Genomic DNA, 24,593 nt, shown 5'->3' with positions numbered 1-24,593 from the left:
GCGGGGGGGGGGGGGGTGGGGCGGGACCACCCCCCCCCCCCCCCCCCTCCCTCCCCCCCCCCCCCCCTCCCCCCCCCACGGCCATGAAGCGGATCAGGCTTCGGTCGGAGCCGAGACGGAGGGCAGCGTCTGCTGCTCCGCCGCCGCGGTCTTCTTCGTCGCCCGCTTCGCCACGGTCTTCTTGGTCGTGGCCGCCTTCTTGGCCACGGTCTTCTTGGCGGCCACCGCCTTCTTGGCCGGGGCCTTCTTCGCCGCGGTCGCCTTCTTGGCCGGAGCCTTCTTGGCGGCCTTCTTGGCCGGGGCCGCTTCCTCGACGGGGGTCGCGGACTCGGTCACCGGGGTCTCGACGACCACCACGGCGGCCTCTGCCGCGCCGGCCGGGGAACCGGCGGGTGCGGTGGCCTTACGGGTGGCACGGCGGCGCGGACGGGCCGGTGCGGCCTCCGCGACGGGGGCCTCCTCGACCACGGCGACGGGCTCGGCCACGGCGACGGGCGCGGGCTCGGGCTCCACGACCGGCTCCGGCTCCGGTACGACGACCGGCTCCGGGGCCACCTCGGCCGCGGGGGCCGGGGCGCCCGCCGGGGCGGTGGCCTTACGGGTCGCACGGCGACGGGTGCGGCCCTTCGGCGCGGCCTCCTCGACCGGGGCGACCTCGACCGTTTCCGCGGCCTCGACGGCCTCGGTGACGACCTCGGTGACCGGCTCCAGGACGGTGTCGGCCGGCTCGGTCACCGGCTCGGCGATGACCTCGGCCACCGGGGCCGGTGCCTGCGCCGGGGTGACCGCACCGCGCAGGGCGCCCGCCGGAGCGGTGGCCTTACGGGTGGCACGGCGCCGGTTGCGGCGACCGCTCAGGCCCGCTGCGGCCTCGGCCTCGGCCGGGCTGCTGTAGAGCTCCTCGTCCGCGACGAACTCCGGCTCGGGCAGTGCCTGCGGCGCGGCGGCCTCGGCGGCCACCTCGGCCTCGGTTTCAAAGCCCTCCGTGTCGACCGTCTCGACCTCGTGGTCGTGCTGGTCGAACTCGCCGCGGCCACCGCGGCGCTTGGCGCGCTTGCCGTTGCCGCCGCCACCGATGACCGTCGGCTGCTCCATGTGCACGATCACACCGCGGCCGTTGCAGTGGACACAGGTCTCGGAGAAGGACTCCAGCAGACCCTGGCCGACCCGCTTGCGGGTCATCTGGACCAGGCCCAGCGAGGTGACCTCGGCCACCTGGTGCTTCGTACGGTCTCGGCCCAGGCACTCCAGCATGCGCCGCAGGACCAGGTCGCGGTTGGACTCCAGGACCATGTCGATGAAGTCGATGACGACGATGCCGCCCAGGTCGCGCAGCCGCAGCTGGCGCACGATCTCCTCGGCCGCCTCCAGGTTGTTCCTGGTGACGGTCTCTTCGAGGTTGCCGCCCTGACCGGTGAACTTGCCGGTGTTGACGTCGATGACGATCATCGCCTCGGTCTTGTCGATCACAAGCGAGCCGCCCGAGGGCAGCCACACCTTGCGGTCGAGCGCCTTGGCGAGCTGCTCGTCGATCCGGTACGTCGCGAAGACATCGACCTCGGAGGTCCAGCGGGACAGCCGGTCGGCCAGGTCCGGGGCGACGTGGTTCACGTAGCCGTGGATGGTCTCCCAGGCGCCGTCACCGCTGACGATGACCTTCGAGAAGTCCTCGTTGAAGATGTCGCGCACGACGCGGACGGTCATGTCCGGCTCGCCGTACAGGAGGCTCGGCGAAGAGGTCGAGATCTGCTTCGACTTCTTCTGGATGTCCTCCCACTGGGCCTGCAGACGCTCGACGTCGCGGCGCAGCTCGTCCTCGCTCGCGCCCTCGGCGGCGGTGCGCACGATGACGCCCGCGTCCTCGGGGACGATCTTCTTGAGGATGGTCTTCAGGCGCGCGCGCTCGGTGTCGGGCAGCTTGCGGCTGATGCCGGTCATCGAGCCCTCGGGCACGTAGACCAGGTAGCGGCCGGGCAGCGAGACCTGGCTGGTCAGGCGGGCGCCCTTGTGGCCGATCGGGTCCTTGGTGACCTGTACGAGGACCGACTGGCCGGACTTGAGGGCGGACTCGATGCGGCGCGGCCCGTTGGCCATGCCGAGCGCCTCGAAGTTGACCTCACCGGCGTACAGGACGGCGTTGCGGCCCTTGCCGATGTCGATGAAGGCGGCCTCCATCGACGGCAGCACGTTCTGGACCTTGCCCAGGTAGACGTTGCCGACGTACGAGGTGGCTTCTTCCTTGTTGACGTAGTGCTCGACGAGCACGTTGTCCTCGAGGACGCCGATCTGGGTGCGCTCGCCGCTCTGGCGGACGACCATCACGCGCTCGACGGCCTCGCGGCGGGCCAGGAACTCGGCCTCGGTGATGATCGGGACGCGGCGGCGGCCCTGCTCGCGGCCCTCGCGACGGCGCTGCTTCTTCGCCTCCAGGCGGGTCGAGCCCTTGATGGACTGGACCTCGTCGGACGGCTCGGCCTTCTCGCGGGCCGGGCGCGGCTCGCGGACCTTGACGACCGTACGCACGCCGTCCTCGTCGCCGGCTTCGGCGGACTCGGCGGCGGTGTCACCGGTGCGGCGACGACGGCGGCGGCGACGGCGGCTGGAGCTGGAACCGAGGGCCTCTTCGGCCTCCTCGTCCTCTTCCTCTTCGGCCTCCTGCTCGGCCTCGGCCTCGGCCTCTTCCTCGGCGGACTCGTCGAGGTCGGCGGCCTCACCGCGGCGGCGGCGACGGCCACCACGGCGACGGCGGCGCGACGGGCGCTCGCCCGACTCGTCGCCCTCTTCGAACTCGGCGCCCTCTTCGAACGTCGCGGCCTCGTCGAGCTCGGCGGCCTCGGCCTCCGGCTCCTCCTCGGCGAGCACCTCGGGCAGGGAGACCGGCGCGGACTCGGCGGCGCCACGGCCACGGCGGCGGCGACGGCCGGCCGGCTGCGGGGCCGGAGCGGCCTCGACCTCGGCGGTGACCTCGGTGAGCTCCTCTTCCTCCTCGACCTCGGCCGGGGCGGCGGCGGCAGCGGCTGCGGCTGCCATGGCGGCGGTCTCGGGGGTCTGGAACATCGGCTCGGCGAAGACCGGGGCCTGGAAGACGGCCACGGCGGGACGCGCGGCGCGGCGGCCACGGGCCGGGGCGGCGGGCGCCTCGGGCTCGGCGGCGGGCTGCGGGGCGGCGGCCGGGGCCGCGGAGCGGGTGGCGCGGCGGCGGCCGCCGCGCTTCGGGGAGTCCAGGGCGTCGGCGACGGTGAAGGCGCGGGCGGCGGCCTTGGGGGCCTCCTCCACGACGGCTTCGGCCTCGGCGGCCTCGTCCTCCACGGAGGCCGTGGCGGCCGGGGCGGCCGGAGCGGTGACGGCGCGGGTGGCACGGCGACGGGCACGCGGCGCCGGAGCGGCGGGCTCCTCGGCGACCGGGGCGGCGGCCGGAGCCTCAGCCACGGGAGCCGGGGCGGCCGGGGCGGCCTCGGCGGCGGGAGCCTCGGGGGCGGTCACGGCGCGGGTGGCACGGCGACGGGCACGCGGAGCCGGAGCAGCCGGAGCCTCCTCCGCGGCGGGAGCCTCTACGACCACGGCCTCCACGGCGGCGGGAGCCTCGGGGGCGGTCACGGCGCGGGTGGCGCGACGGCGGGCACGCGGAGCGGGAGCGGCCGGAGCCTCCTCCTCGACCACGGGCGCGGGCTCGGCGACCGGAGCGGCCGGAGCCTCCGGGGCGGTCACGGCGCGGGTGGCACGGCGACGGGCACGCGGCGCCGGAGCGGCGGGCTCCTCGGCGACCGGGGCGGCGGCCGGAGCCTCGACGACGACCTCGGCGGCGGGCGCTTCGGGGGCGGCGACGGCGCGGGTGGCACGGCGACGGGCACGCGGAGCGGGAGCGGCGGGCTCCTCGGCGACCGGGGCGGCGGCCGGGGCGGCCTCCGTCACCGGGGTCGTCTCCGCGGCGGTGGCGCCGGGCGGACCGGCGGGCCGGGAAGCGGCGCGGCGACGCCTGCGCGGGGGCAGGTTGTCACTGGGGCTGCTGTTTTCGGTGGTGTCGTTTTCGTTGTTGAGCATTGCGGGCGGTTCTCCCGTCACGCTCCCGGGCGCCGCGGCTGACTTCCGGTCCGGCACGGCTCCGCGTAATGAGCGCGGAACCGGCCTCCGGGGCGCGTTCGCCACACGGGAGCTGTAGTCCATGGCCGCCGGTTCCGTACGTGTTGTCCGTACGGCCTGGCGGAAGTCTTCAGGTCAGTGCGCGGCCCGACCCAGGTGGCTCCCGAGTGCCAGGGCTGCGCGACGACGACGTTCCTTACGCGGCGGGACCTTCCGGCGCCTTCGCGTCGGCGGCTACGGCGGCCGTGGGTGGGGCGGCCGTGTCAGCCTCGCGGTCGGGCGCGAGCGGGTCGGTCACCGTGCCGGACTCCTCGTCGAAGAGCCCCTGCGCCAGCCTGGTCACCGCTGAGGGGACCGGCGGCGCCAGGTCGGCCACAGCTCGGAGACCGGACAGGACGTCGTCGGGTCGCACGGCAGGTGTCAGATGCCGAACAACCAGCCGCAGTATCGCACAGGCATTGTCCAGGGGCCTATCAGCCGGGGCGGGAAGCGCTTCCAGGCTGACGACCGCGCCGCGCGTGTCGAAGGTCCGCATGCCGTTCTTGGTGCGGCGCTGCACCTCCACGGTTTCGGCGGCGAGGAAGGCCGTCACGGCCCGCTCGGCCTCGGCGGGCTCCACGCCGTCCAGGCGCAGCTCCCACACGGAGGCGGTCAGCCGGTCCGCGAGGCCGGAGGTGCGGGCCTCGACGGCGTCGATGATGTCGAGCCCGGTCGGCATCGACTCGTCGAGCAGCTCGCGCAGCTTCTCGGGGTCGCGGGGCGCGGCGAGGGCGATCTCCAGGTACTCCGCCTCGCTGCCGGTCCCGGTCGGGGCGGCGTTCGCGTACGAGACGCGCGGGTGCGGGGTGAAGCCGGCCGAGTACGCCATCGGCACCTCGGCGCGGCGCAGCGCGCGCTCGAACGCGCGCTGGAAGTCACGGTGGCTGGTGAACCGGAGGCGGCCGCGCTTGGTGTAGCGCAGTCGAATGCGCTGCACCACCGGTGCGGGAGGCGGGCCTTCGGGCTGTCGCTTGCCCAGTGGTTCTTCTCCTTGTGCGGGGCTCCGCGGCTCGCGCGTCGCCCTGAGTGTCTGGGGGGGCCGGCCGGCTCCGCCCTGCCTCCGGCTCACCCCTGCCGTTCGTGGAGGGAGATCTCGGGAGCGGGCGCATTGCCTGCGGCTGTCGTACTACCCAGAGTACGCGCCCGTGACCTCGCCGGTTCCACGGGAGGAGTACCGAACAGCGCCCGCCGCACCTCGGCCCGGACCTCCCGGACGGTGGTGCGGACCGTCCGCCAGAGCGCGCGCACGAGATGCCCGGCCGGCGTCAGCACGTACCGGTACAGCTTCGAGACGGGCCACCCGACGAGCACCCAGCCGACCCACTTGAACCCCCGCCACAGCGCGCCGGTGATCACCCCGGCCACGTGCCAGGCCCAGGCGATGGCCTGGCCGAGGGGCGTGAGCACGTACCGGTAGAGCGGCACCAGCAGGTACCGGTACACCGTCATGGCCGCCCAGGCGATCCCCTGCCCGACCGGTACCAGCACATAGCGCCAGGTCAGCGTCGCGAGCCAGGCGAGGGCCAGCCCCAGCGGACGCAGCAGGTACGCGTAGAGCACGCGCCCGGCCGGGGTGAGCAGGTACGCGTACACCCACGAGCCGACCGGCCGGAGGAGGTAGCGCCACAGCCCGACCCACGGCCAGACGAAGAGGAGTTTGAGCAGGATGGACACCACCCGGCCGAAAGCGCGCAGCACGGGGCCGAGGACGTAGGTCCACAGCGGCGCGAGCAGGTGGCGGTGCAGCAGCCGCCCGAGGGCCGTGAGCAGGTCCCAGACCACCCGTACGGGCAGCACGACCAGCACCGCGATGATCTTCACGGGTATCCGCAGGACCCCCACCAGGCAGCCGTCGCCACCTTGCGCGAGCTGCGGCTTTTCGTTCTCCATGCCCCCAAGGACACACAAAGGGCCCCCGGCCGTTGCAGCCGGGGGCCCTCGTCTTCGTGTCAGTCGATGGAACCGGGCTCCGCCAGCCATTGTGCGCGGAGCTCGGTGACACCGGCGATAGTGTCAAAGTCTCGGTCGTAGTGAAGGACGGTAAGCCCGAACGCCCGCGCGGTGACGGCAACCAGGAGGTCGGTTCCGCTGGCCGAGCGATGGCTGCCTCGCTCCGACAACGCCTCCTGCAGATCAAGGATCTGCTGCCAGCCGTCCTCGGGCACAGGTCGCCAGCCGAACAGGTCCCTCAGCTGTGCCTTGATGCGCTTGTAGTCCTGCGCCGAGCGGGCCGAGTAGAGCATCTCGAACTCGGTCGGTTCGCACAGCGAGATACGTCCGGCCTTGAGGATGTCGACCCAGGCATCACGGACGCCAGGCCGAAGGATCCGGGCGGCGGCCGACTTGTCGATCAGGAACTGCTTCTGTCCGGCCATTCAGCGCCACGCCTCGTCCTCGAAGCCCGGCTCCGTGAGCGCGTCGAACGCACCCTCGTCAGCCAGCGCGATGAGCTCTTCCAACGCGCGCTCTCGGCGCAACCGCGCTCCTATTTCCTGAAGCGCGGCGTTGACCGTGTCCTTCTTCGTCGTGGTCCCGAGGGCTTCCGCGGCGAGCGCGAGCGCTTCATCGTCGATGTCGATCACGGTCTTGGCCATGCCGGCCACCTCCTGGCAACGAGGGCAGAGTATTGCCCCACCGGGAAACCAGGATATCCCCGCACCGCCAATGCAGAAACCTTTGACCGCCCATCGAATGAATATGCCCCCCACCGTTCCCGGTGAGGGGCATATCCGACGGCAGCTTCAGCCTGGGGTCACTTCACGACCGACAGCGGCAGCAGCTTCTTGCCCGTCGGGCCGATCTGAATCTCGGTCTGCATCTGCGGGCACACGCCGCAGTCGAAGCACGGGGTCCAGCGGCAGTCGTCGACCTCGGTCTCGTCGAGGGCGTCCTGCCAGTCCTCCCAGAGCCAGTCCTTGTCGAGACCGGAGTCCAGGTGGTCCCAGGGCAGGACCTCCTCGTACGTGCGCTCACGCGTCGTGTACCAGGCCACGTCCACGCCGTAGGCGGGCAGCGTCTTCTCCGCCGCCTCCATCCAGCGGTCGTACGAGAAGTGCTCGCGCCAGCCGTCGAAGCGGCCGCCCGACTCGTACACGGCACGGATGACGTCGCCGATGCGGCGGTCACCGCGCGAGAGGAGTCCCTCGACGATGCCCGGCTTGCCGTCGTGGTAGCGGAAGCCGATGGAGCGGCCGTACTTCTTGTCGCCGCGGATCTTGTCGCGGAGCTTGCCCAGGCGGGCGTCCGTCTCCTCGGCCGACAGCTGCGGCGCCCACTGGAACGGGGTGTGCGGCTTCGGCACGAACCCGCCGATCGACACCGTGCAGCGGATGTCGTTCTGGCCGGAGACCTCGCGCCCCTTGGCGATGACGTTGACCGCCATGTCGCCGATCTGGAGCACGTCCTCGTCGGTCTCGGTCGGCAGGCCGCACATGAAGTACAGCTTCACCTGGCGCCAGCCGTTGCCGTACGCGGTGGAGACCGTCCGGATCAGGTCCTCTTCCGAGACCATCTTGTTGATGACCTTGCGCATGCGCTCGGAGCCGCCCTCGGGGGCGAAGGTCAGACCGGAGCGGCGCCCGTTGCGGGTCAGCTCGTTGGCCAGGTCCACGTTGAAGGCGTCCACACGGGTCGACGGCAGGGAGAGACCCACCTTGTCGTCCGTGTAACGGTCCGCGAGGCCCTTGGCGATGTCCGCGATCTCGGTGTGGTCCGCGGAGGACAGCGACAGGAGGCCGACCTCCTCGAAGCCCGTGGCCTTCAGGCCGCGCTCCACCATCTCGCCGATGCCGGTGATGCTTCGCTCCCGCACGGGGCGCGTGATCATGCCGGCCTGGCAGAAACGGCAGCCGCGGGTGCAGCCGCGGAAGATCTCGACGGACATCCGCTCGTGGACGGTCTCGGCGAGCGGGACGAGCGGCTGCTTGGGGTACGGCCACTCGTCGAGGTCCATGACCGTGTGCTTGGACACGCGCCACGGCACGCCGGAGCGGTTCGGCACGACACGGCCGATGCGGCCGTCCGGCAGGTACTCGACGTCGTAGAAGCCCGGCACGTAGACGTTGCCGGTCTTCGCCAGGCGCAGCAGGACCTCCTCGCGCCCGCCGGGCCTGCCCTCGGCCTTCCACGTCCGGATGATCTCGGTCATGTCGAGGACGGCCTGCTCGCCGTCGCCGATGACCGCGCAGTCGATGAACTCCGCGATCGGCTCCGGGTTGAAGGCCGCGTGCCCGCCCGCGAGGACGATCGGGTGGTCGACCGTACGGTTGCGGGCCTCCAGCGGGATGCCCGCGAGGTCCAGGGCCGTGAGCATGTTGGTGTAGCCCAGCTCCGTGGAGAAGGACAGGCCGAACACGTCGAAGGCCGACACGGGGCGGTGACTGTCCACGGTGAACTGCGGCACCTTGTGCTCGCGCATCAGCTCTTCGAGGTCCGGCCACACGCTGTAGGTGCGCTCGGCGAGGACGCCCTCGCGCTCGTTGAGCACCTCGTAAAGGATCATGACGCCCTGGTTGGGCAGCCCGACTTCGTACGCGTCCGGGTACATGAGCGCCCAGCGGACGTCGCAGCTCTCCCACTCCTTGACCGTGGAGTTGAGCTCACCGCCGACGTACTGGATGGGCTTCTGCACATGCGGAAGCAGGGCCTCAAGCTGAGGGAAGACCGACTCGGTCATCACGCGACTTTCGTGAAGCGGGCAGGGGGCAGCTCTCAAGCGTACCCCGAGCCCCGGACGGCCCCACCCACATGATCATCCAAGCGCCGCCCGCAGCGCCGGGTCCGAGGCCTTCGCCCAGATGTCCGGAAGCTCCCGTTCGCGCCGCTCGGCCATGGCCTCCTCGCGGGCGTAGAGCACGCCCCAGGTGAAGGCCGACTCCCCCGCGCCCGCCGCCTGGACGGCGAGACCGTGCAGGGCGCCGCGGGCCACCACGCTGTCCTGGTGGTCTCCGAGCAGGGTCTGGACCGACTTCGCCGCCTTGGCCAGGTGCTTCGCCGGCTTGCCGAGCGCGGGCACCGCCGACTCCGCCGCGTACCGGACCCGCTTGGCCGCCTTGCGGGCGTCGTGCAGGGCCAGGTCGCGCTGCTCGCCCTCCGTCAGGGAGAGCGCGCCCTCGACCCGGAGCGCGAGGCGCGCGTAGTCGCCGAGCACCGCCTTCGGCAGGACCGCTCGCGGGGGTCCGGCGGCGCCCTTCAGCAGCGGCGGCTCGTCCAGCAGGGCGTCGAGGGCGCCCAGGAGGGAGAGGTAGCGCGCACTGTCGAGGGCGGCCAGCGCCCGGCGCCGTGATCCGGAGCGCCGGGTGGTGTTCCACACCCGCAGCCGGCTGCGGACCGGGCCGATCAGCAGCGTGCGCGGCAGCTCGCCGAGCCGGGTCTGGATCCGCTCCAGCAGGACCTCCTGGTCGCGGTCGACGCCGAGTTCGGCGGACAGCCAGCGCAGCTCCTCGCCGATCGGGTCGGTGGCGGCGCGGTCGAGCACCTTGCGGTACGTCTTGAAGGCGCTGCGGAGCCGTCGGCCGGCGACCCGCATCTGGTGGACGGAGTCCGGCAGGCCCCTGCGCACCGCCGGGTCCTGGGCGACGAGTGCGTCACGCTGTTCGCGCAGGTACGCCAGCACGTGCGCGCCCGCCGTGCCGTCGCCGGGATCCGCACCGGGCCGGGCCGGGGGCAGGGCGTCGGTCTCGGCCAGCGCGCGGGCCAGCTTCGAGGGGGCGTCGGAGACCCGGAGCCCGGCCTTGCGGAAGGCCTGCTCGACGGCGTCGAGCAGTTCGGGGTCCACCCCGTCGGCGAGCTCGACCTCGACCTCGGTCCAGGCGGCGGAGGCCTCGCCGCGCTCGGCCCGGACCGAGTCGGTGCTCAGTTCCGCGAGCAGGGCCCCGTCCGCGTCGAGGAGGTGGCTGACGCGGCGTGAGGAGAGCAGCCGGACCTGGGGTTCCAGCCCGGCGTCCCGGACCCGGGACCGGAGCAGGGCGGCCAGCGGGCGCGGGACGGTGTCACTGAGCGGGGCGGCGATCTCGTCGCGCACGCCCGGGGAGACGGGGAGTTTGAGGTGCCAGCCCGCGTCCGCGCCGCCGGTCCTGCGCCGCAGGGTGAGGCCGTCGGCGGCGAGCCGCTGGTCGTGGGTGTCGTAGTAGACGGCGTCGAGGTCGACGGTGCCCTGGTCGGAGACGGCCGCGATGCCGGCCGTGCCCGTCAGGTCCGGCACCCCGCGCCGGGCGCTCTTGGCTTTAGAGAACTCGAATTTCCGCTCGATCTCGCGCTTCGTGTCCGCCATAGACCGAACTTAGTCCTGAACGGAACACGTCGGCAGGGTGAACGGGACATCAGGCCGACAATGGCCGCTGGACCTTGATCGACTGGAGCAGGCCGATCGCCACCCACACCGCGAACATCGACGATCCGCCGTACGAGACGAACGGCAGGGGAAGCCCGGCCACCGGCATGATCCCGAGGGTCATCCCGATGTTCTCGAAGGACTGGAAGGCGAACCAGGCGATGATCCCGGCGCACACGATCGTCCCGTACAGCTCGGTGGTCTCACGGGCGATCATGCAGGCCCGCCACAGCACGATGCCGAGCAGCAGCAGGATCAGCCCGGCCCCGACGAAGCCCAGCTCCTCCCCCGCCACCGTGAAGACGAAGTCGGTCTGCTGCTCGGGCACGAACTGGCCGGTGGTCTGGGAGCCCTTGAAGAGTCCCGAGCCGCTCAGTCCGCCGGAGCCGATCGCGATGCGCGCCTGGTTGGTGTTGTAGCCGACGCCCGAGGGGTCGAGCTCGGGGTTGGCGAAGGCCGCGAAGCGGTTGATCTGGTACTCGTCGAGGACACCGAGCTGCCAGATCAGGATGGCTCCGGCCGCGCCCGAGCCGATCAGGCCCAGCACCCAGCGGTTGGAGGCGCCGGAGGCCAGCAGCACGCCGAGGACGATGACGACCATGACCATGACCGAGCCGAGGTCGGGCATCAGCATGACGATGCCCATCGGGGCCGCGGCCAGGCACAGCGCCTTGACGACCGTGCGGTGGTCCGGGTGGGTGAGGTCGCCGGCGTCCACCCGGGTGGCCAGCAGCATCGCCATGACCAGGATGATCGTGATCTTCACGAACTCGGAGGGCTGGAGGGAGAATCCGCCGCCGATCACGATCCACGCGTGGGCGCCGTTGATGGTGGCGCCGAGCGGGGTGAGCACGGCGAGGATCAGCACGAGCGAGAGCCCGTACAGGACCGGGACCGCACCGCGCAGGGTGCGGTGGCCGAGCCAGATGGTGCCGATCATGAGCACGAGGCCGATGCCGGTGTTCAGGGCGTGCCGGGCCAGGAAGTAGTACGGGTCTCCCTGGTTCAGCTGGGTCCGGTTGCGCGTCGCCGACCACACCAGCAGGGAGCCGATGAAGGAGAGGGCGAGCGATGACAGGAGTATCGGCCAGTCGAGCCGGCGCACCACCGAGTCACGGGCGGTGAGCTTGGCCATCGCCCCGCGCTCGGGCGCGTACCGGGAGACGGAGAACTTGTTGGCGGTCTGCATGGTGGGTTTCGGTCCTCAGTCGTGCCGCAAGGGGGGCGGGGCGGGCGGCCCGGCGAGTACAGGCGGCGCCAGCTCCTCCGGGGACGGCGGCACGTACGGCCTGATCTCCGGGGAGTCGATGGATCCGTCGGGGTAGATCTTGGGCAGTTTGGCCTCGGGCCGCAGCAGCAGGGCCTTCTTCGGGTCCTGTACGCCGGCCATGGTCAGGCCGTAGATGGCGTTGTAGATGTTGCGGACCGCGGGGCCGGAGGCCCCGGAGCCGGTGCCGCCCTGGGAGATCGTCATGACGATCGTGAAGTCGTCGGTGTAGGTCGCCAGCCAGGACGTGGTCTGCTTGCCGTAGACCTGGGCGGTGCCGGTCTTGGCCCGCATCGGGATCTTGTCGAGCGGCCAGCCGATGAACCGCCAGGCGGCGGTGCCGCCGGGTTCGACGACCATGCGCAGGCCCCTGTCGAGGTTGCTGATGGTCTCGGCGTCGATCGGCAGCCTGCCGTGGGGCTTGGGCTTGATCATCTCGACGTGCTTGCCGTCGGGGCTGATCACGGCCTTGCCGACCGTGGGGTCGTAGAGGGTGCCCCCGTTGCTGATGGCTGAGTAGGCGGTGGCCATCTGGATCGGGGTGACCAGGACGTCGCCCTGGCCGATGGCGAAGTTGATGCTGTCGAAGGCCTTCAGCTGGTTGCCTTCGAGGCAGCTCTCGTAGGCGATCTGCTCGACGTAGGTGCCGCCCTTCTTGCCCTGCTTGCACCAGGAGTCCTTGTTGGCGGCCCAGAAGCTCTTCTTCCAGCCGCGGTCCGGGATGCGGCCGGTGACCTCGTTCGGCAGGTCGATCCCGGTCTCGGAGCCGAGGCCGAACTCTCGGGCGGTCCGGTAGAACCAGTCGTGGGCGTCCTTCTTGGGCTTGAGGCCTCCGTCGCGCTGCCACTCCTTGTGCCCGAGGGCGTAGAAGACGGTGTTGCAGGAGAACTTCAGGGCCTCGGCGAGGGTGATGGGGCCGTGCCCCTTGGACTCGAAGTTCGCGAAGCTCCGGCCGCCCATGTTGTAGGAGGCGCTGCAGTTGTACTTGCCGTCGAAGTCGTAGCCGGCCCGCACGGCCGCGCTCGCGGACACCACCTTGAAGATGGAGCCCGCGGGAGCCTGGCCCTGGATGGCCCGGTTGAGCAGCGGGTAGTTGGAGTTCTTGCTGGTGAGGTTGGCGTAGTCCCTGCCGGAGATGCCGCCGACCCAGGCGTTGGGGTCGTAGTCGGGCTGGGAGGCCATCGCGACGACGCGGCCGGTCTTGGCCTCCATGACGACGACGGCGCCCGAGTCGGCCTCGTACTTGCGACCGGTGATGTTGTCGGTCTCCTGCCGGACGGTCTTCATCGCCTGCTGGAGCTCGTACTCCGCCACGGCCTGGACCCGGGCGTCGATGCTGGTGACGAGGGTGGACCCGGCCACGCCCGGGTCGGACTTGGTCTGACCCATGACCCGGCCGAGGTTGTCGACCTCGTACGAGGTGACCTCCGCCTTGCCGCGCAACTGCTTGTCAAAGGTGCGTTCGAGTCCGGAGCGGCCGACCTGGTCGGAGCGCAGATGCGGCGAGTCGGTGTCCTTGGCCTTCTGGATCTCCTCGTCGGTGACCGGCGAGAGGTAGCCGAGCACCTGCGCGGTGCGGCCCCCGCCGGGGGCCGGGTAGCGGCGGACGGCGGTGGGCTCCGCGGTGATGCCGGGGAAGTCCTCGGGGCGTTCGCGCAGCTGCAGCGCCTGCTGCGTGGTGGCTTCGAGGGTGACCGGAATCGGCTGGTACGGGGAGCCGTTCCAGCAGGGCTTGGGGGTTTGGGAGTCGCAGAGCCGGACCTTGTCCATGACGTCCTTGGGGCTCATGTCCAGGACGTCGGCCAGGCGGGTCATGACGCCCTTGCCCCGGTCCTTCATCTTCATCAGCGCGGTGCGGCTGGCCGATACGACCAGACGGGTCTCGTTGTCGGCGAGCGGGACCCCGCGGGCGTCGAGGATGGAGCCGCGCACGGCGGGCTGGACGACCCGCTGGACGTGGTTGCTCTTCGCCTCGTGGTAATACTCCGCGCCGTTGCGGATCTGGAGGTACCAGAGCCGCCCGCCGAGGGTGAGGAACATCGAGAAGACGAGGACCTGAATCATGATGAGCCTGATCTGCACCCGGGAGGTGCGGCCGGTCTCCGGAACGTTGCTCACGCCTGCTCCTCCCTCACAGCTTCTTGATGCTCTTCACACCCTTGACGGCCTTGACGCCCTTTATGCGCCCCGCCTTGTTGGCGCGCGAGCGCGCGGTCTTCAGGCGCAGGCCGCCGCGCTGGCTGCCGATGCGCAGGCCGGTGCCGCCGGACAGCCAGCCGGCGGAGACGTCGGCGGCCTTGTTGGCGGGGCCGCCGCCGGCCTCGACGGCCATCGGGTCGTTCTCGGCGCGCCGGGCCAGGGCCATGATGAACGGCACGGTGAAGGGCGCGAGCAGCAGGTCGTAGAGGGTCGCGGTGAACAGCAGCCCGGTCAGGCCCACGTGACGGGCCGCGGTGTCTCCGACGAGGGCGCCCACGCCCGCGTAGAGCAGGGTGGAGCCGATCGCGGCGCCCACGACGGTGAGCATGGGACCCCAGGCGGAGCGGAACCGCCCGCCGTCGGGGCGGACCAGGCCGGCGACGTAGCCGATGACGCACAGGACGAGCGCGTACCGCCCGGCCGCGTGGTCGGCGGGCGGCGCCAGGTCGGCGAGCATGCCCGCGGCGAAGCCGATGAGGGCCCCGCTGACGTGCCCGTACACGAGTGCGAGGGCGACGACGGTGAGGAGCAGCAGGTCGGGTACGGCGCCGGGCAGTTGGAGCCGGCCCAGGATGGAGACCTGGACGACGAGGGCGACCGCGACGAGCGTGCCCGAGAGCAGGATCCGGTTGAAGCGCATGGGCGGTCTGCTCCTACTCGTCGGCCGGCTGGGCGGGCGCGCTGGCGGACCCGGACGGGGTGACCGTGACGGTGACCGTCGGGGTGGGCTTGGGGGCCTCGGGCTTGGGCGGCAGGACGGCGTCGCGCGGGTCCTCGCGCGGCGGCATCACCACGACGCCGACGATGTCCAGGCGGGAGAAGCCGACGAAGGGGCGCACCCAGACGGTGCGGGTCAGGTCGCCGCGCGAGGGGTCGACCTTGACCACCTCGCCGATCGGCACGCCGGGCACGAAGGGCTTGTTGCCGCGCGAGCCGAAGGTGACGAGCCGGTCGCCGGGGGCGATCTTGGCCTTGCCGTTGAGCATCTGGACGGACAGGGCGCGGTCGCCCTGGCCGGTGGCGAAGCCGAGTTCGCCGGTCTTCTCCAGACGGGTGCCGACGGTGAAGTCGGGGTCGTTGGCGAGGACGACGGTGGCGGTGTCGGGGCCGACGGTGCTGACCCGGCCGACGAGCCCGTCCCCGTTGAGGACGGTCATGTCGCGTTCGATGCCGTCCTTGCTGCCGGCGTCGATGGTGACGGTCCAGGAGAAGCCCTGGGCCGCTCCTATGGCGATGACCTCGGCGCCCTTGATGCCGTACTGTCCGGCGCCCGCCCGCTTGAGCATCTCGTCGAGCTCGTGGATGCGGCTGCGCGTCTGTTCGTCGCTGCCGAGCTTGGCCTTCAGCGCCGCGTTCTCGCGCTCCAGCGTGGCGATGCGGTTGTGCCGCTCGCCGGAGTCCCGTACCGCCCCTATGGCGTTGGCAACCGGATCGACCGCGGTCGCCACACCCTTCTCGACCGGGCCGAAGACCGCTGCGGCGGCCTGTCGGGCACCGTCGACCGGAGACTCCTCGCCCGCCCTGATGTCCACCGTGATCAATGCGAACGCGATGGCGATCAGAAGAACCAGGAGCAGCCGGCTTTCTCGTGTGTCCCTCACGTGCGGCGGCCGTGCCTTCCTCGTGATATCTGTTCCGGCACGGCCGGCTCCGGTGGAGCCGGCTCGCACCGGGGTTCTTTGCCTGTATATCAACGATCCGCCGCACGGGCGCGGTAGCACCCGTACGGCGGATCCTTGTGTTCCACACGGCCCCCTGGCAGGGGGGTTGTCCCCGTCAGCGACGGGGCTGGGCGTCCAGGACCTGCTGGAGTGCCTCGAACTCCTCGACACACTTGCCGGAGCCGAGCGCGACGGAGTCGAGCGGGTCCTCGGCGATGTGGATCGGCATGCCGGTCTCACGGCGCAGCCGCTCGTCGAGGCCGCGCAGCAGGGCGCCGCCGCCGGTCAGGACGATGCCGCGGTCCATGATGTCGCCGGAGAGCTCCGGCGGGCACTTGTCGAGCGTGGTCTTGACCGCGTCCACGATGGCGTTGACGGGCTCCTCGATGGCCTTGCGGACCTCGGCGGCCGAGATGACGACCGTCTTGGGCAGGCCGGAGACCAGGTCGCGACCGCGGATCTCGGTGTGCTCGTCCTTGTCGAGGTCGTACGCCGACCCGATGGTGATCTTGATCTGCTCGGCCGTGCGCTCGCCGAGGAGGAGCGAGTACTCCTTCTTGATGTGCTGGATGATCGCGTTGTCGAGCTCGTCGCCGGCCACCCGGATGGACTGCGCCGTGACGATTCCGCCGAGGGAGATGACGGCGACCTCGGTGGTGCCGCCGCCGATGTCCACGACCATGTTGCCGGTGGCCTCGTGGACGGGCAGGCCCGAGCCGATGGCGGCGGCCATGGGCTCCTCGATGATGTGCACCTGGCGGGCGCCGGCCTGCGTGGACGCCTCGATGACGGCGCGGCGCTCGACTCCGGTGATGCCGGAGGGAACGCAGACCACCACGCGCGGGCGGGCCAGGTAGCGTCGCTTGTGGATCTTGAGGATGAAGTACCGGAGCATACGCTCGGTGATCTCGAAGTCGGCGATCACGCCGTCCTTGAGGGGCCGTACGGCGACGATGTTGCCGGGCGTGCGCCCGATCATCTTCTTCGCCTCGGAGCCGACCGCCAGAATGCCGCCGGTGTTCGTGTTGATGGCGACCACGGACGGCTCGTTCAGGACGATCCCCCGGCCCCTCACGTACACCAGCGTGTTGGCGGTCCCGAGGTCGATCGCCATGTCACGGCCGATGAACGACATATTGTTCCCCTTGTTCCCCATGAGGAGCGTCTGGCCTTCCAGTTGATAGCGGCTGCTGTCAGGTCGGCGAGTGGGTGTGTGGGTGGAGGCCCCATCGTAGTGCCGGGAGTACGGACACCGCGCGACGGGACTCCGGTAATCGCGCCGGAATGGATACCCGCCCCCTTAGTGGTGACGTCGTGTCCTGTCGATGCGTTCCCCAAAGCGCCCGGTAATACCAAAGGGCGACCGAAATTACTTCGGTCGCCCCAGGTCGTGAGCGCTATTTGGCTGATGTTGCGTCAGGAAAAGAGTGCCCCGAGCGAATCAGAGAGCGGGAAAGAAGAGCTTCAGCTCGCGCTCCGCGGACTCCTCGGAGTCCGAGGCGTGGATCAGGTTCTCCCGGACGATGGTGCCGAAATCCCCCCGGATGGAGCCGGGCGCCGCGGCGATCGGGTCGGTGGGTCCGGCCAGCTGGCGGACACCCTCGATCACGCGTTCCCCTTCGACGACCAGGGCGACGATGGGACCGCTGGCCATGAAGCCCATGAGGGGCTCGTAGAACGGCTTGCCCTTGTGCTCGCCGTAGTGCGCCTCCAGGGTCTCCTGGTCCAGCGTGCGCAGCTCCAGCGCGGGGATGGTCCAGCCGGCCTTCCGCTCGATGCGGCCGATGATCTCGCCGATCAGACCACGACGGACGGCGTCGGGCTTGAGCAGGACGAGGGTGCGCTGGGTCATGTTGGGGCTCCTTGCGGCAAACGGGTGCGGTAGGACGAATCTACAGGGCCATTGCGGGTGCCCTGCCGGGACCCGTCACGCAGCGTCAGGCGCCCCGGGTGCCCCGGACGCCTCCTGTGCGGCCGCCCAGCGCGCCTTGATGGCGTCGATCTTGCGGCCGTAGTGCACCGAGCACCACCACAGACCGGCGAACACCGCGCCGAGGAAGAACATCGTGGGAACGACGAACCCGCTCACGACCAGGCCGATCTGCAGGGCCCACCCCAGCTGGACCGCCCCGGGACGCGACAGCATCCCGCACAGCAGCACCGACAGGACCATCGAGACCCCGCACACCGTCCAGACCGTGGCCTGGGTCAGATCGGGGTTCTTCATCGCCACCAGGCCCGCGAAGCCGATCACGAAGAACTCGCCGATCAGCGTGCTCGCACACAGCGTGCGCATACCTCAGCCCCTCTTCAGCAGCAGGCGGGCCTCGCCCACCGTGATCACGGAACCGGTCACCAGGACCCCGGCCCCTCCGTATTCGGCCTCTTCCTCCGACAGGGTGATCGCCGCCTCCAGGGCGTCGTCCAGCCGCGGCTCCACCTGCACCCGGTCCACGCCGAAGACCTCGACCGCGACGGCCGCCAGCTCGTCCGCGCTCATCGAGCGGTGGCTGGAGTTCTCCGTCACCACCACCTCGGCGAAGATCGGCTCGAACGCCTCCAGCACCCCGCGGACGTCCTTGCCCTCACTCGCGGCCACGACCCCGATCAGCCGGCTGAAGCCGAACGACTCGGTGACCGCCTCCGCGGTCGCCGCCGCGCCCGCCGGGTTGTGCGCCGCGTCCAGGACCACCGTCGGGCTGCGCCGCACGACCTCCATGCGGCCCGGCGAGGTCACCGAGGCGAAGGCCTTGCGCACGGTGTCCAGGTCCAGGACCCGGGCCTGCTCCTGGCCGATCCCGAAGAAGGCCTCGACGGCCGCCAGCGCCACCGCCGCGTTGTGCGCCATGTGCGCGCCGTACAGCGGCAGGAAGATGTCGTCGTACTCCCCGCCCACGCCGCGCAGCGTCAGCTGCTGGCCGCCGACCGCGACCTCGCGCGAGACGACCCCGAACTCCATGCCCTCGCGGGCGACCGTGGCATCGACCTCCACGGCCTTCTTCAGCAGCACCTGCGCCGCGTCCACCGGCTGCTGCGCCAGGATCACGGTCGCGTCCTGCTTGATGACGCCGCCCTTCTCCACGGCGATCTCGCCGGGCGTGGAGCCGAGCCGGTCCGTGTGGTCCAGGCTGATGGGGGTGACCACCGCGACCGAGGCGTCGATGACGTTGGTCGCGTCCCAGCTGCCGCCCATGCCGACCTCGACCACGGCCACGTCCACCGGGGCGTCCGCGAAGGCCGCGTAGGCCATTCCGGTGAGCACCTCGAAGAACGAGAGCCGGAACTCCTCGGCGGCGTCGACCATCTCCACGTACGGCTTGATGTCCTGGTACGTCTCGACGAACCGCTCGGCGCTGATCGGCGCCCCGTCGAGGCTGATCCGCTCGGTGATCGACTGCACGTGCGGGCTGGTGTAGCGCCCGGTGCGCAGCTCGAAGGCGTTCAGCAGGCACTCGATCATGCGGGCCGTGCTCGTCTTGCCGTTGGTGCCGGTGACGTGGATGGAGGGGTACGCGCGCTGCGGCTCGCCCAGCACGTCCATCAGCGCCGCGATCCGCGACACCGAAGGCTCCAGCTTGGTCTCGCCCCAGCGGGTGGAAAGCTCCTGCTCCACCTCCAGCAGCGCCTGCGCGACCTCCGGGTCGACGGGCCGGGCGGGTACCGGGTCACCCTGGGGCGGACCGGCCTGGGCCCGCAGGGTACGGCTGCCGGCCTCGATCACCGCCAGGTCGGGGTCGCGGTCGGACTCTTCCGCCACGATCTGCTCGAACTCGTCGAAGGTGCCGGCGAGGTCGTTGTCGTCGCGGTCGTGGCTCTCGGGCTGCTGCTCACTCACAGGGCCAGTCTACGGACGGGGACCCCAGGGACTTTCGGCCCGGCCGCTTCAGGACCTTCGGCGCCGGGAGCGACCTGATCGTTATGCGAGCCTTGCGACATCAGATTGGGGAACAAATGCCGCAGTCCAGCACCAACAAGACGGCTTCCAGCCGCGACATAGGCATAGACCTGGGGACCGCGAACACTCTCGTCTACGCCCGGGGGCACGGCATCGTCCTCAATGAGCCGTCCGTGGTCGCCGTCAGGGCCGGCACCACCACCGCCCTGGCCGTCGGCAAGGACGCCAAGGAGACCATCGGCCGCACCCCCGGTTCCATCACCGCGATCCGTCCCCTCAAGGACGGCGTGATCTGCGACTACGAGGCCGCCGAGGAGATGATCCGGCACTTCGTGCGCAAGGCGGTCCCCGGCCGCCGCCCCCGCACCCGGATGGTGATCTGCGTGCCCTCCGGCGTCACCCCGGTCGAGCGGCGGGCCATCATCCACGCCTCCACCCGGGCCGGAGCCAAGACCGTGCACCTGATCGAGGAGCCGATGGCCGCCGCGATCGGCGCCGGACTGCCCGTGGCCGAACCGCGCGGCTCGATGGTCGTGGACATCGGCGGCGGCACCTCCGAGGTCGCCGTCATCTCCATGGGCGGCATCGTCACCTCCCGGTCGCTGCGCGTCGGCGGGGACCGGCTGGACGCCGCGATCATGGACTACGTACGCAAGGAACACGCGCTGCTCATCGGAGAGCGCACCGCCGAGGACGTCAAGGTGGCCATCGGATCGGCCTGGCCGGTACCGGACCGGCCCGAGCTGGAGACCCGCACCTTCACCGTGCGCGGCCGCGAGAAGGTCGGCGGCATGCCCAAGACGCTGGAGCTGAGCGCCACCGACGTGCGGGCGGCGCTCGACGAGCCGATCGAGGCGATCATCGCCGCCGTCCGCACCACCCTGGAGGAATGCCCGCCCGAGCTGTCCGGCGACGTGATGGAGCACGGCATCGTCCTGACCGGCGGCGGCGCACTGCTCGCCGGCCTGGACCTGCGGATGGCCTCCGCGACGGGCATCCCGGTGTTCGTGGCCGACAACCCGCTGGACTGCGTGGTCCTCGGCTCCGGCCGGTGCGTGGAGGACCTGGACGCGCTGGGCGGCCTGCTGGCCCCGGCGAAGGCCCCCTAACCGCGCGGGAGCGTCGCCACGACCTCGTACGCGTCCGCCGTGCGCGTCGCCGTCAGGGTCCCGCCCAGGCTGCGTACGCGCTCGGCCATGCTCGCCGTGCCCGAGCCCGCCGAAACCGGGGCCCGGCCCGGGGTCCGCACCGGCAGCGGGTTGCGCACGGCGATCCGCAGCTGCGGGCCCTCCGCCGCGATCGACACGTCGATGGTCTCCCCCCGCGCGTGCTTGGCGGCATTGGTCAGGCACTCCTGCACCACCCGGTAGACCGCCGCCTGCCGCAGCGGCGACAGCCCGTGCGCGTCCCGGTCCATGGCGAGCCGCACGGGCGAACCCGCCCGCCCGCTCTCCTCGGCCAGCGCCGGCAACCCGTCCACGCCCGGGGTGGAGGCCCGCTCCCCGCGCTGCACGATGATCTCGTTGAGCACCAGATGGGCGCGGCGCGCCGTATCGGCCAGCTCCTCGAAGTCCGATGCGTACGCCGTCTCGCGCGCCCGCATCGACAGCACCTCGGAGCGCACCGTCAGCAGGGTCAGCTCCCGCCCGACGAAGTCGTGGACGTCGCGGGCCACGGAGGTGCGCTCCTGCTGGACGGCCTGGAACACGGCCGACTCGGCCCGCCGGGCGGTGAGCTCCCCCACCAGGTCGTGCCGGTAGGCGGCGATGCCCACCGCCGAGGCCAGCACCCCGATCGGCACGAACAGGCCGAGGAACCCACTGAGCGTCTCCGCCTTGGACGCCGGCCACCCCGGCACGCCGTAGAACAGGAGCAGCGCGAAGCCGATGTACGCGAGCGTGGCGAGGATCCCGGCGCGGCGCCCGCGGTAGCGGCCCACCGAGTACAGCGCGAACTGGATCAGGGTCAGCTCGTGCAGCCACCCGATGAAGAGCAGCGCGGCCAGGTACGAGATCCACGGCATCCGGCGGCGCACCAACAGGGTCGCGCAGCCGGCGGCGAGCACGAGGGCGGCGGTGGGGCCGGTCAGCGAGTTGTCGGCGGCGGCCAGCCCGGGCAGGTCGAGCGCCATCAGGCCGAGGCAGCCGAGCGCGGTGAGCACGTCCACGGCCCGCGGCGAGCCGGCCCAGCCCTCGGCGAGCCGGCGGCCGGAGGCAACGACCCGGTGGAGCGCCGAGACGACGGGCTTGACGTGCATGCCCTCCATCATCCGTGGTCAGGGCATCGGATCCGTTCCACCCGGACGGATAATCGAGTGATTTAGGGCACTTCGGACAGGCCCGAGGTCCCGTGTGGGGAAGGCATAAAGGGAAGACCCCCACATCGACCGACGGTGTGGGGGCCTTCGCACCTTCACGGGCGCGGGTACGGGCGCTTACGCGGCCGGCAGCCCGTCCAGCTGGGCCTGGATCCGCGCGATGTCCGCCTCGGCCTTGGCGAGGCGGCCCTTGATCTTGTCCACGACGTTGTCGGGAGCCTTGGCCAGGAAGGCCTCGTTCCCGAGCTTCGCCTCGGCCTGCTGCTTCTCCTTCTCGGCGGCGCCGAGGTCCTTGGAGAGGCGGTTGCGCTCGGCGGCCACGTCGATCGTGCCCGACAGGTCCAGCGCGACCGTGGCGCCGGCGACCGGCAGGGTCGCGGTGGCGCTGAAGTCCTCACCCTCCGGCTGCAGACGCAGCAGCTGGCGGATGGCGCCCTCGTGCGCGGCCAGCGCGGTGCCGGACAGGTCCAGACGCGCCGGGACCTTCTGGCCGTCCTGCAGACCCTGCTCCTTGCGGAAGCGGCGGACCTCGGTGACCACGGCCTGGACGGATCCGATCTCGGCCTCGGCGGCCTCGTCGCGGAAGCCGCTGTCCTTCGGCCACTCGGCGATCACGAGGGACTCGCCGCCGGTCAGCGTGGTCCACAGCGTCTCGGTGACGAAGGGGACCACCGGGTGCAGCAGGCGGAGCATGACGTCGAGGACCTCACCGAGGACCCGGCCCGAGACCTTGGCCTGCTCGCCGCCCGCGAAGAAGGTCGTCTTCGAGAGCTCGACGTACCAGCTGAAGACCTCGTCCCACGCGAAGTGGTAGAGGGAGTCCGACAGCTTCGAGAACTGGTAGTCCTCGTAGAACGCGTCGACCTCGGCCACGGTCTTGTTCAGCCGCGACAGGATCCAGCGGTCGGTCGCCGACATCTGCTCGGGGGCCGGCAGCTCGCCCTCGATCGTCGCGCCGTTCATCAGCGCGAAGCGCGTGGCGTTCCAGATCTTGTTGGCGAAGTTGCGGGAGGCCTGGACCCAGTCCTCGCCGATCGGAACGTCGACACCCGGATTGGCGCCGCGGGCCAGGGTGAAGCGGACCGCGTCGGAACCGTACGCGTCCATCCAGTCCAGCGGGTTGACCGCGTTGCCGAACGACTTCGACATCTTCTTGCCGCGCTCGTCGCGGACCATGCCGTGCAGGGCGATGGTGTGGAACGGCGGGGTGCCGTCCATCGCGTAGAGGCCGAACATCATCATCCGGGCGACCCAGAAGAAGAGGATGTCGTAGCCGGTGACCAGGACGGAGTTCGGGTAGAACTTCGCCAGGCTCTCGGTCTGGTTCGGCCAGCCGAGGGTGGAGAAGGGCCACAGGCCCGACGAGAACCAGGTGTCGAGGACGTCGGTGTCCTGGGTCCAGCCCTCGCCCGACGGCGGCTGCTCGTCCGGGCCGACGCAGACGATCTCGCCGTTCGGGCCGTACCAGACCGGAATGCGGTGGCCCCACCACAGCTGGCGCGAGATGCACCAGTCGTGGAGGTTGTCGACCCAGTCGAAGTAGCGCTTCTCCATCTCCTGCGGGTGGATCTTGACCCGGCCGTCGCGGACCGCGTCACCGGCGGCCTTGGCGAGCGGACCGACCTTGACCCACCACTGCAGGGACAGGCGCGGCTCGATGGTGGTCTTGCAGCGCGAGCAGTGGCCGACCGAGTGGGTGTACGGGCGCTTCTCGGCGACGATCCGGCCATCGGCGCGCAGCGCGGCGACGATGGCCGAGCGGGCCTCCAGCCGGTCCAGGCCCTGGAAGGGGCCGTGCGCCGTGATGATGGCGTGCTCGTCCATGACGGCGAGGTTGGGCAGGCCGTGGCGCTGGCCGATCTCGAAGTCGTTCGGGTCGTGCGCCGGGGTCACCTTGACGGCGCCCGTGCCGAACTCCGGGTCGACGTGCTCGTCGGCGACGATCGGGATGCGGCGGCCGGTCAGCGGCAGCTCGATCTCGGTGCCGACCATGTGCTTGTAGCGCTCGTCCTCGGGGTGGACCGCGACGGCGGTGTCGCCGAGCATCGTCTCCGCGCGCGTGGTCGCGACGACGATGGAGTTCTCCCCCTCGCCGTAGCGGATGGAGACCAGCTCGCCGTCGTCGTCCTGGTACTCGACCTCGATGTCGGAGATCGCGGTCAGGCAGCGCGGACACCAGTTGATGATGCGCTCGGCGCGGTAGATCAGCTCGTCGTCGTAGAGCTTCTTGAAGATGGTCTGGACGGCCTGGGAGAGGCCCTCGTCCATGGTGAAGCGCTCACGGGACCAGTCGACACCGTCACCGAGACGGCGCATCTGCCCGGAGATCTGACCACCGGACTCGCCCTTCCACTGCCAGACGCGCTCGACGAACGCCTCGCGGCCCAGGTCGTGGCGGGACTTGCCCTCCTTGGCGAGCTCGCGCTCGACGACGTTCTGGGTGGCGATGCCGGCGTGGTCCATGCCGGGCTGCCACAGCGTCTCGAAGCCCTGCATGCGCTTGCGGCGGGTGAGTGCGTCGATCAGCGTGTGCTCGAAGGCGTGCCCCAGGTGGAGCGAGCCCGTGACGTTCGGCGGCGGAATGACGATGGTGTACGGCGGCTTGTCGCTCTTCGCGTCGGCCTCGAAATACCCACGCTCTACCCAGCGCTCGTAGAGCTTCCCCTCTACCTCGGCCGGCGCGTACTGGGTCGGCAGTTCGGAGTTGGGGCTGCTGGGTGTCTGCGTGTTCTCGGTCACGGACCACAGTTTAGAGGCGTAACAGTCCAGCTATGAAACCGGTAATGAGGGGGCCCGCCGCCCCG

General features: G+C 71.1%; 18 protein-coding genes. 1 reads left to right on the top strand and 17 read right to left on the bottom strand.

All coding sequences use genetic code 11. The annotated features are described in order from the left end of the window. Positions 1-93: 93 nt before the first annotated feature. From ACZ45T_RS04885 to folC, 15 genes are all read right to left on the bottom strand, one after another. Positions 94-4,041, bottom strand: coding sequence for an Rne/Rng family ribonuclease (locus ACZ45T_RS04885; protein WP_468437530.1), 3,948 nt, complete (start codon positions 4,039-4,041; stop codon positions 94-96). A gap of 235 nt (positions 4,042-4,276) precedes the next feature. Beyond that, positions 4,277-5,056 (bottom strand): TIGR03936 family radical SAM-associated protein, encoded by a 780-nt coding sequence (locus ACZ45T_RS04880; protein ID WP_468437529.1) that lies wholly within the window; start codon positions 5,054-5,056, stop codon positions 4,277-4,279. Between the two features lie 128 nt (positions 5,057-5,184). Beyond that, positions 5,185-6,009: a hypothetical protein gene (locus ACZ45T_RS04875; protein WP_468437528.1), complete on the bottom strand. Its 825-nt coding sequence runs from the start codon at positions 6,007-6,009 to the stop codon at positions 5,185-5,187. A gap of 59 nt (positions 6,010-6,068) precedes the next feature. Continuing rightward, entirely contained in the window at positions 6,069-6,494 is a 426-nt protein-coding gene (locus ACZ45T_RS04870) for a PIN domain-containing protein (RefSeq protein ID WP_468437527.1), read from the bottom strand. After that, the gene (locus ACZ45T_RS04865; RefSeq protein ID WP_468437526.1) at positions 6,495-6,713 is read right to left on the bottom strand and encodes a type II toxin-antitoxin system VapB family antitoxin; all 219 of its coding nucleotides are present in this window, start codon (positions 6,711-6,713) and stop codon (positions 6,495-6,497) included. It lies immediately after the preceding gene. Between the two features lie 158 nt (positions 6,714-6,871). Continuing rightward, complete coding sequence (locus ACZ45T_RS04860) at positions 6,872-8,797, bottom strand: TIGR03960 family B12-binding radical SAM protein (protein WP_208869402.1); 1,926 nt, start codon at positions 8,795-8,797, stop codon at positions 6,872-6,874. A 72-nt stretch (positions 8,798-8,869) separates the two neighbouring features. Beyond that, the gene (locus ACZ45T_RS04855) at positions 8,870-10,390 is read right to left on the bottom strand and encodes a CYTH and CHAD domain-containing protein (RefSeq protein ID WP_468437525.1); all 1,521 of its coding nucleotides are present in this window, start codon (positions 10,388-10,390) and stop codon (positions 8,870-8,872) included. Between the two features lie 49 nt (positions 10,391-10,439). After that, positions 10,440-11,639 (bottom strand): rod shape-determining protein RodA, encoded by a 1,200-nt coding sequence (gene rodA, locus ACZ45T_RS04850; protein ID WP_468437523.1) that lies wholly within the window; start codon positions 11,637-11,639, stop codon positions 10,440-10,442. 15 nt (positions 11,640-11,654) lie between these two features. Then, positions 11,655-13,835 (bottom strand): penicillin-binding protein 2, encoded by a 2,181-nt coding sequence (gene mrdA, locus ACZ45T_RS04845; RefSeq protein ID WP_468437521.1) that lies wholly within the window; start codon positions 13,833-13,835, stop codon positions 11,655-11,657. Positions 13,836-13,848: 13 nt separating this feature from the next. Then, a complete protein-coding gene (mreD, locus tag ACZ45T_RS04840) occupies positions 13,849-14,556 on the bottom strand; it encodes a rod shape-determining protein MreD (RefSeq protein ID WP_468437519.1) in 708 nt (235 codons plus the stop codon). Between the two features lie 13 nt (positions 14,557-14,569). Further along, positions 14,570-15,517, bottom strand: coding sequence for a rod shape-determining protein MreC (mreC, locus tag ACZ45T_RS04835; RefSeq protein WP_468437517.1), 948 nt, complete (start codon positions 15,515-15,517; stop codon positions 14,570-14,572). A 175-nt stretch (positions 15,518-15,692) separates the two neighbouring features. Beyond that, positions 15,693-16,712: a rod shape-determining protein gene (locus ACZ45T_RS04830; protein WP_008738981.1), complete on the bottom strand. Its 1,020-nt coding sequence runs from the start codon at positions 16,710-16,712 to the stop codon at positions 15,693-15,695. A 306-nt stretch (positions 16,713-17,018) separates the two neighbouring features. Then, positions 17,019-17,429 (bottom strand): nucleoside-diphosphate kinase, encoded by a 411-nt coding sequence (ndk, locus tag ACZ45T_RS04825; protein WP_468138292.1) that lies wholly within the window; start codon positions 17,427-17,429, stop codon positions 17,019-17,021. A 75-nt stretch (positions 17,430-17,504) separates the two neighbouring features. Then, the gene (locus tag ACZ45T_RS04820) at positions 17,505-17,873 is read right to left on the bottom strand and encodes a DUF4233 domain-containing protein (protein ID WP_468437515.1); all 369 of its coding nucleotides are present in this window, start codon (positions 17,871-17,873) and stop codon (positions 17,505-17,507) included. A 3-nt stretch (positions 17,874-17,876) separates the two neighbouring features. Next, positions 17,877-19,412, bottom strand: a complete 1,536-nt coding sequence (gene folC, locus ACZ45T_RS04815; RefSeq protein ID WP_468437513.1) for a bifunctional tetrahydrofolate synthase/dihydrofolate synthase — start codon at positions 19,410-19,412, stop codon at positions 17,877-17,879. Between the two features lie 116 nt (positions 19,413-19,528). Here folC and ACZ45T_RS04810 point away from each other — a divergent pair, with 116 nt between their 5' ends. Continuing rightward, on the top strand, positions 19,529-20,581 hold the full coding sequence (locus tag ACZ45T_RS04810) for a rod shape-determining protein (protein ID WP_468437511.1): 1,053 nt from the start codon (positions 19,529-19,531) through the stop codon (positions 20,579-20,581). Here the strand turns inward: ACZ45T_RS04810 and ACZ45T_RS04805 are convergent. After that, on the bottom strand, positions 20,578-21,729 hold the full coding sequence (locus ACZ45T_RS04805) for a sensor histidine kinase (protein WP_468437509.1): 1,152 nt from the start codon (positions 21,727-21,729) through the stop codon (positions 20,578-20,580). The genes ACZ45T_RS04810 and ACZ45T_RS04805 overlap by 4 nt on opposite strands. A 177-nt stretch (positions 21,730-21,906) precedes the next feature. Continuing rightward, a complete protein-coding gene (locus ACZ45T_RS04800) occupies positions 21,907-24,528 on the bottom strand; it encodes a valine--tRNA ligase (RefSeq protein ID WP_468437507.1) in 2,622 nt (873 codons plus the stop codon). Between the last annotated feature and the right edge of the window lie 65 nt (positions 24,529-24,593).

The sequence above is a fragment of the Streptomyces sp. NPDC030995 genome, assembly GCF_055571215.1.
Note: the sequence above shows the minus strand (reverse complement) of the source record. Positions and strands in the feature narration are given on the sequence as shown.

Coding starts and splice junctions, on each gene's coding strand:
- ACZ45T_RS04810 (WP_468437511.1), top strand. CDS start 19,529: ATGCCGCAGTCCAGCACCAACAAGACGGCTTCCAGCCGCGACATAGGC.
- ndk (WP_468138292.1), bottom strand. CDS start 17,429: ATGACCCAGCGCACCCTCGTCCTGCTCAAGCCCGACGCCGTCCGTCGT.
- ACZ45T_RS04830 (WP_008738981.1), bottom strand. CDS start 16,712: ATGTCGTTCATCGGCCGTGACATGGCGATCGACCTCGGGACCGCCAAC.
- ACZ45T_RS04805 (WP_468437509.1), bottom strand. CDS start 21,729: ATGCACGTCAAGCCCGTCGTCTCGGCGCTCCACCGGGTCGTTGCCTCC.
- ACZ45T_RS04885 (WP_468437530.1), bottom strand. CDS start 4,041: ATGCTCAACAACGAAAACGACACCACCGAAAACAGCAGCCCCAGTGAC.
- mreD (WP_468437519.1), bottom strand. CDS start 14,556: ATGCGCTTCAACCGGATCCTGCTCTCGGGCACGCTCGTCGCGGTCGCC.
- ACZ45T_RS04820 (WP_468437515.1), bottom strand. CDS start 17,873: ATGCGCACGCTGTGTGCGAGCACGCTGATCGGCGAGTTCTTCGTGATC.
- ACZ45T_RS04855 (WP_468437525.1), bottom strand. CDS start 10,390: ATGGCGGACACGAAGCGCGAGATCGAGCGGAAATTCGAGTTCTCTAAA.
- ACZ45T_RS04870 (WP_468437527.1), bottom strand. CDS start 6,494: ATGGCCGGACAGAAGCAGTTCCTGATCGACAAGTCGGCCGCCGCCCGG.
- rodA (WP_468437523.1), bottom strand. CDS start 11,639: ATGCAGACCGCCAACAAGTTCTCCGTCTCCCGGTACGCGCCCGAGCGC.
- ACZ45T_RS04875 (WP_468437528.1), bottom strand. CDS start 6,009: ATGGAGAACGAAAAGCCGCAGCTCGCGCAAGGTGGCGACGGCTGCCTG.
- ACZ45T_RS04865 (WP_468437526.1), bottom strand. CDS start 6,713: ATGGCCAAGACCGTGATCGACATCGACGATGAAGCGCTCGCGCTCGCC.